Origin of the sequence: Fulvivirga imtechensis AK7 (assembly GCF_000331535.1) — a bacterium.
Taxonomy (GTDB): Bacteria; Bacteroidota; Bacteroidia; order Cytophagales; family Cyclobacteriaceae; genus Fulvivirga; species Fulvivirga imtechensis.
Genome location: NZ_AMZN01000081.1, coordinates 72977 through 79366 on the forward strand (window position 1 = coordinate 72977; position 6390 = coordinate 79366).

Genomic DNA, 6390 nt, shown 5'->3' on the forward strand with positions numbered 1-6390 from the left:
TTTAAAAGAAATTAAAAATATGGGTACCGATGTAATCAACCCTGCAACAGGAAAGAAGGTCAGATCTTTTGTGGAAATGGATATTGATGATGTCAGAAGTATTATTGATGATGTGCATCAAACGTGGCTTTCATGGAAACAAACCAGTTTTAATGAGCGTGCGAAGTATATGCTTAATGCGTCACGGATACTAAAGGAGGAAAAAGACAAATATGCCAGCCTTATGACTGAGGAGATGGGAAAAGTTAAAAAGGCGGGTATATCAGAAGTGGAGAAGTGTGCATGGGTATGTGAATATTATGCCGGGAATGCAGAGGCCTTTTTACAACCTCAATTGGTGAGCACTGATGCTGCAAAAAGCTATATTTCCTATCAACCATTGGGTGTAGTACTTGCGGTGATGCCATGGAATTTTCCTTTTTGGCAAGTTATACGTTTTGCTGCCCCTGCTTTGATGGCTGGCAATGCAGGCGTGCTAAAGCATGCCTCCAACGTACCGGGCTGTGGGCTGGCTATAGAGGAATTATTCCAAAAAGCCGGTTTCCCGGCAAATCTCTTTAGGACAATCTTGCTAAGCTCCAAAGAGGTGAGTAAGGTAATAGAGCATCCACATGTAAAAGCTGTTACCCTTACGGGTAGTACCCCTGCCGGTAAAGCTGTGGCTTCCAAAGCTGGTGAGATGCTAAAGAAAACAGTACTTGAACTCGGAGGAAGCGATCCTTACATTATCCTGGAAGATGCGGACCTTGAGCATGCTGCAGAGACATGCGTCAATAGCCGCCTGATCAATACAGGACAAAGCTGTATTGCAGCGAAGAGATTTATAGTAGTGGCCCCGTTAAAGGCCCAATTTGAAAAGCTTATAGTTAGTAAAATGCAGGCAAAGGTAATGGGTGACCCCCAAGCTGACGATACGGATCTGGGGCCTATGGCCAGAGAAGATCTGAGAGACGATCTCCATCGACAGGTAAAAGCCAGTATTGATGCTGGAGCTGATTGTCTTTTGGGAGGCAGGCGACCGGATATAGCCGGGGCCTATTATCCGGCAACAGTGCTGACCAATGTCAGGCCAGGCTCACCAGCATATGATGAGGAAATGTTCGGGCCCGTGGCGGCCATTATAACAGCAAATGACGAAAAAGACGCCATTCGCATAGCCAATGATACTTCTTTTGGACTTGGTGCAGCAGTATTTACCAAAGACGTAAAGCGAGGGGAACAAATAGCTGAACAAGAGCTCAATGCAGGCTCCTGCTTTGTGAACACGCTGGTCAAATCAGATCCGCGGCTGCCATTCGGCGGGATCAATGAAAGCGGGTATGGCCGTGAACTGGGTGTATTTGGTATAAAGGAGTTTATGAATATCAAAACTGTTTATATCCAATGATGCGGGCAGCAGTGCTGGCTTTGATCATTCCTCTTTTTTTCTCATCTCCTGGTGTTCGGGCTCAGGATAAACCTGCTGACACTACCTCAATTGATATTCAAACCAGGAAGAAATGGCACCAGACCAATCTTTTTAAAGCTACGGCAGTTCCGCTGGCGCTAACAGGAGTTGGTTTGTATGCGGCTTCAGAGCGCGCACCGGTAAACAGGTTTGGGGTGCAGAAAACACTAACCGCTGAATTTCCGGGTTTTGCCTCAACTTTGGATGATTACCTGCGGTATGGCCCTCCGGTGGTAGTGTATGGGCTCGACTTATTGGGTGTTGAAAGCAAAAATAATTTTAAACATAAAACTATTATCTTCCTTAAGGCCAACATCATTGGATATAGCCTGGGCTTTGCGCTAAAGGGCATTACTAAGGTCAGAAGGCCGGACAACAGCAGTTCTGCATCCTTTCCATCCCTGCATACCACCCAAGCCTTTTTAGGGGCAACTTTTATGCATAAAGAGCTAGGCCATAGAAGTCCGTGGTATTCAATAGTGGCCTATACCGCAGCTAGTATTACCGGGTTTTACAGGCTTCTAAACAATAAGCACTGGCTGTCAGATGTTTTAGTGGGTGCCGCTTTAGGTATATTGTCTGTAAATGTGGCATATTTAACCCATAAATACCGAGGGTCAGGAGCAAAAAGAAATCAGAAAGTCAGCGTAATAATTGCTCCGTCTTTTTCATTAGCTAGCTATGGGTTTTCTGCTGCCCTTCTGCTCAAATAGTGTATAAACTTCCCCGTTTTTTGTTCCGGGTTTTCAGGAAGATATTGGGTTAATGCATTGAATTTCAACTATTTAACCTGCTATTGATGATAAGGGTATGGTTTTTACTTTTTTTAGGTAAAGGAATCAAAACATTTTATCAGAATGCCGACTATTTATTGTTTTTTGTTTATAACACTTACCATAAATTTTCAATGTTGGAGCCAGCGTGAGGAGGTGAAATCGCCATATGAGGTTAATAAAAAAGTGGAAATTCCACTGATGCTTATCGGAATAGGAATAACCGGTTATGGTTTTTATAAAATTGACCAAAAATCAGGTGCTCATGCTTCCACTATTGAAAACTTAAAACTGGAAGAGGAAGTGATCAAGATCAACCGTCACTTTCAGCCTCGATACTCTGAAAAAGCCAATAAAGATAGTGACGTGCTGTTCTATGCATCTTTTCCAATCCCGTTCTTAGTTCTTTTTGATGATAACATCAGAAGGGATGCCGGACGATTGAGCATTATGTATCTTGAAGCTTTGAGTTTAACCGGTAGCATGTACAGTATGAGCGCTGCCCACGTGGATAAATTCCGGCCATTGGTTTACGCGGATAATGCTCCTATGTCTGAAAAAACAAGGGGAGGAGCGAAGAACTCTTTCTATGGGGGCCACCCGTCACTGACTGCTACTTCAACTTTTTTTGTAGCCAAAGTTGTATCTGATTATTATCCTGAGCGCACTGGACTTCATGTAACGCTTTATTCTGCCGCAGCAATAAGTACCTTGGGAAATGCCTACCTTCGTTTTATCGCCGGGAAACACTTCCTGACAGACCTGATGATTGGGATACCCATCGGTGTTTTGAATGGCATATTGGTGCCGGCGCTACACAAGGTCAGACATGTTAATATGGATCGAAAATTTTCCTGGAACTTGTTTTCCGGAGATGCACACGGGCTGACGCTGCGATATAAATTTTAGACTATATGGAAGAGTATCAGGGACAGCTATCCATTTTCATAGATGTATTAGTAGCCACTGTGCTGACTGCATTTATAGGACTTGAGCGGGAAACTGCACATAAACCCGCAGGAATGAGAACGAATATGATAGTAGGTGGAGCTACCGCCCTTATTGTGTCTTTAACAGTACCATTGGTAGACTTTATCGATAAATACAATCCGGCTGAAATTATTACCGCTGATCCCATAAGGGTGCTGGAAGCCATTGTTGTGGGTGTGAGCTTTATCGGTGCCGGCACAATCCTAAAAGCACGTGCCGAAGAGCGGGTAATAGGCCTCACCACTGCAGCTACCATGCTCTATTGCTGTGGTATTGGTGCTTGTGCGGCCCTCAAACAATATGTACTCGCCATTGGAGTGACTGTACTGGTAATTGTGATAAACTATGCGGTAAAACTGTTAGCGCGAAAAGTGACTAATACCGAGAAGGATAACTAGTGTTTGTAGAAAACTCTAAGTGGCTTTAAGAAAACGTTAAGGTCAAGGCTTGTGAAGTGCCAAAAAGCGGAGCGTACTGAGGTACGAGAGCATTTTTGGGACGAGCATAACGCAGACATTGACGTTTTTCTTAGACACTAACTAACATTTGCTAAATCGTTAAGGAACCAACTAGTGGTTCCTTAAGGCATTGATCAATTCTTTTTTAGACATATCAGATCTTCCCTTAATACCTACTTCCTTTGCTTTTTTGTAGAGTTCATTTTTGGAGCGATCTTCGTACTTGCCAGCTTTCCCCCCTTTCTTTCCGGAGCCCTCAGTGTTAGCAATACGCGCTGCTTTTTCTTTACTCATGCCTTTATCTCGCAGCGCTTCATATTTCTCATCATTCTTTATTTGCGATCCGTGATTTTTAGTCATAGCTTTTGATATGTTGGTTCCGATATAATAAGAGAAAAAACTATGCCAGCCAAGGATGGTTTTACTGACACTGCATTGCGAGGAAGTTACTCCGTGCTAATTGAGCTCACAAAAAATCTCTACCCCTTGTTGGTATTTTCACCATTAACGGTAGGTGGTTATCAAATAATACTCATCTGCCTCTAACCGGGATGCTATGCATGTATCCGGTTTTTGTTCAATTACCTTTTCGATTTAAGCAATTTGTTTTAATGAATTGTATTTGGCAGAGCTGGTAAAGAGCTTATAATTTTAACGATTAAACTGTTGGGATTGGCTTTGGGTAGCTTTGGTTGTTGGTGAAAAAACCAACAACAGGAGGACTATTGGTAATATGCGCTGCCTTCTACTTACTCATATCTGGCTTAATATCAAAAAAACTAAACCAAAAGCAGATAGTATTACCAACTTATAGGTGTAGATGCTTTACGAGTGAGGTGTGGCTTTGTTATTCTTTTTTGTTGTCAGATAGCTTCCTTACTTCTCTTTTGAGCATTTCAAGGTCATTTTCAAGCTTTTCCATTCTCTTCGCGTCAACTAATCCTGATTCTATAAATACAGATGTTATTTTTCCCCTGATCTTCCAAAGTTCAAGAGTTTTTTTGCTTTCAAGGCTATAGGTCTTGAATTTGCTGTTATCACTTTTAAGGATCAGTAACTTTTTGTCATTCTCGTAGTAATATACCCTTTTGGCAACAATACCCTCTTTGGTAACCAATACGCATAGCGTTCCGTTTTCAACACTTTCTTTATCCTCAGCGTACTCACAGATTACAATCTCACCCGGGTAAATAGTGGGTATCATACTTTCTCCTTCTATTTCAAAGAGCCTGTAGCTGCCGTTTTCAAAACCCGGGATCTGGTAAACTCTTAGTGTTTTTATGTATTCCGGGTCTTCGTGGCTTTCAATATAACCCGCATGCGCTTCTTCACCTACCAAAGGTATACCCGGGAAATCTCCAATCTTTACATCAACAAACACTTTTTGTGAAGGGGTCTCTTGCTGCTTCACTCTCTCTTCTCCATGAAATATATCTCCAGTACCGTGTACTACCCAATTGCAGTTTACATTGAGTTCTGTGCTTAAGTTGCGAAGCGTATCAAGGGATATTTGTGATTTTCCGCTTTCAATTTGAGAAAGTGCGCCTTGTGAAATTTTAATTTTTTCTGCAAACTTCACCTGCGACATCTGAAGCAACTCCCGCAGCATCGTTATTCTTCTGGGTTCGAATTTGCTTGCTTTACGTTTCATTATTAGTGGACTTATTTCGCAAATGAAAATATTAATATTGTAATAGTCAAAGTTAATTGATAAGTTTACATCCAGCCTTTTCTTTTATTATGCATGTGTGTTTGGAAAGATAGGGAAATACTCACGGAATAAAAAAGCATGTTTAAAATAACCTCTATAATCATTGCGGAAGATGATGCAGACGATCGATTGCTAATAGAAGATGCCCTTAATGAGAACAGTATAGCCAGTTCTAACCTCATTTTTGTAAGGGACGGAGAAGAGTTATTACAGATATTACAGGATAATCCTCAAAATCCTTCCATTGTTATCCTCGATTTGAACATGCCGAAGAAGGATGGACGCCAGGCGCTGAAGGAAATAAAACAGAACAACGATCTGAAACATATACCCGTTATTGTGTTCTCCACTTCCAGCTCTGCTGATGATATCAGATCATCATATAAAAACGGAGTAAATACTTATTTTACAAAGCCCTCTAAATATACGGAACTCGTGGCTATAATAGCCACGGTAAAGGACTACTGGTGGGATAAGGCGGCTTTAGTCTGATTTCGGGATGGTATTTTTGACCTCGCCCTAAATCTCTACTCTATGTACACATCTCTTATATTACTGATGAACGAAAGCAAATGAGGTTGTGGCGAGAAGGACCGAAAGGCACAAACCTGAAAACTTCTTTTTAAGGTCATTCTGTCTGTCCTCGGGGAGGTGCGAAGAATCTTACTAAGTTCAAGGATACTATTAACAACTTAGGAAGATCCTTCCTCCGTACCAATGACAAGTTGTCATTACATGCTGATAGTCAGAGAATTATTCAATTCCTCACTGCCAAAGGGGGAAAATGCTAAATCAAATTATTGTGAACTTTATTAGCACTGTCCTCCGCTGGCGGAGGTGGCCAAAGGCCGGAGGTGGAGAAACGCTCCCAGGAGGAGAGTAATGTACGTGTTTTCGATGCAAACTCGTCTTTCACTCAATACTAGCAAACTAGGTTGCCGGCCCTGCCGATTGCCGACTTTGTTTTTGGGGATCCTGAATATTTTCTCCGTTGCTCTACGAAAATTCCAG

7 protein-coding genes are annotated in these 6390 nt (G+C 42.1%); 5 read left to right on the forward strand and 2 right to left on the reverse strand.

The window, feature by feature from the left end; translation table 11 throughout:
* The first annotated feature begins 19 nt into the window (after positions 1–19).
* The 4 genes from C900_RS21905 (at position 20) to C900_RS21920 (ending at position 3608) form a co-directional block, all read left to right on the forward strand.
* A complete protein-coding gene (locus tag C900_RS21905; protein WP_009582433.1) occupies positions 20–1387 on the forward strand; it encodes an NAD-dependent succinate-semialdehyde dehydrogenase in 1368 nt (455 codons plus the stop codon).
* A complete protein-coding gene (locus tag C900_RS21910) occupies positions 1384–2160 on the forward strand; it encodes a phosphatase PAP2 family protein (RefSeq protein WP_009582434.1) in 777 nt (258 codons plus the stop codon). Before C900_RS21905 ends, C900_RS21910 begins: the two co-directional genes overlap by 4 nt.
* A gap of 144 nt (positions 2161–2304) precedes the next feature.
* The gene (locus C900_RS21915; RefSeq protein ID WP_009582435.1) at positions 2305–3129 is read left to right on the forward strand and encodes a phosphatase PAP2 family protein; all 825 of its coding nucleotides are present in this window, start codon (positions 2305–2307) and stop codon (positions 3127–3129) included.
* Between the two features lie 5 nt (positions 3130–3134).
* Positions 3135–3608 carry an MgtC/SapB family protein gene (locus C900_RS21920; protein ID WP_009582436.1) on the forward strand — a complete coding sequence of 158 codons (474 nt, stop codon included), beginning with the start codon at positions 3135–3137 and terminating at the stop codon, positions 3606–3608.
* A 171-nt stretch (positions 3609–3779) separates the two neighbouring features.
* On the opposite strand, the gene C900_RS21925 is transcribed toward C900_RS21920, so the two are convergent.
* Both C900_RS21925 and C900_RS21930 read right to left on the reverse strand, forming a co-directional pair.
* On the reverse strand, positions 3780–4028 hold the full coding sequence (locus C900_RS21925) for a DUF7218 family protein (RefSeq protein ID WP_009582437.1): 249 nt from the start codon (positions 4026–4028) through the stop codon (positions 3780–3782).
* Positions 4029–4515: 487 nt separating this feature from the next.
* Entirely contained in the window at positions 4516–5319 is an 804-nt protein-coding gene (locus C900_RS21930) for an XRE family transcriptional regulator (protein WP_040497285.1), read from the reverse strand.
* A gap of 138 nt (positions 5320–5457) precedes the next feature.
* Between C900_RS21930 and C900_RS21935 the strand changes: the two genes are divergently transcribed.
* Positions 5458–5871 carry a response regulator gene (locus C900_RS21935; protein ID WP_009582440.1) on the forward strand — a complete coding sequence of 138 codons (414 nt, stop codon included), beginning with the start codon at positions 5458–5460 and terminating at the stop codon, positions 5869–5871.
* Positions 5872–6390: the final 519 nt, after the last annotated feature.

Bases quoted from the DNA above. Each gene is read 5' to 3' on its own strand.
- C900_RS21935 (WP_009582440.1), top strand. From the start codon at position 5,458: ATGTTTAAAATAACCTCTATAATCATTGCGGAAGATGATGCAGACGAT.
- C900_RS21920 (WP_009582436.1), top strand. From the start codon at position 3,135: ATGGAAGAGTATCAGGGACAGCTATCCATTTTCATAGATGTATTAGTA.
- C900_RS21925 (WP_009582437.1), bottom strand. From the start codon at position 4,028: ATGACTAAAAATCACGGATCGCAAATAAAGAATGATGAGAAATATGAA.
- C900_RS21915 (WP_009582435.1), top strand. From the start codon at position 2,305: ATGCCGACTATTTATTGTTTTTTGTTTATAACACTTACCATAAATTTT.
- C900_RS21930 (WP_040497285.1), bottom strand. From the start codon at position 5,319: ATGAAACGTAAAGCAAGCAAATTCGAACCCAGAAGAATAACGATGCTG.
- C900_RS21905 (WP_009582433.1), top strand. From the start codon at position 20: ATGGGTACCGATGTAATCAACCCTGCAACAGGAAAGAAGGTCAGATCT.
- C900_RS21910 (WP_009582434.1), top strand. From the start codon at position 1,384: ATGATGCGGGCAGCAGTGCTGGCTTTGATCATTCCTCTTTTTTTCTCA.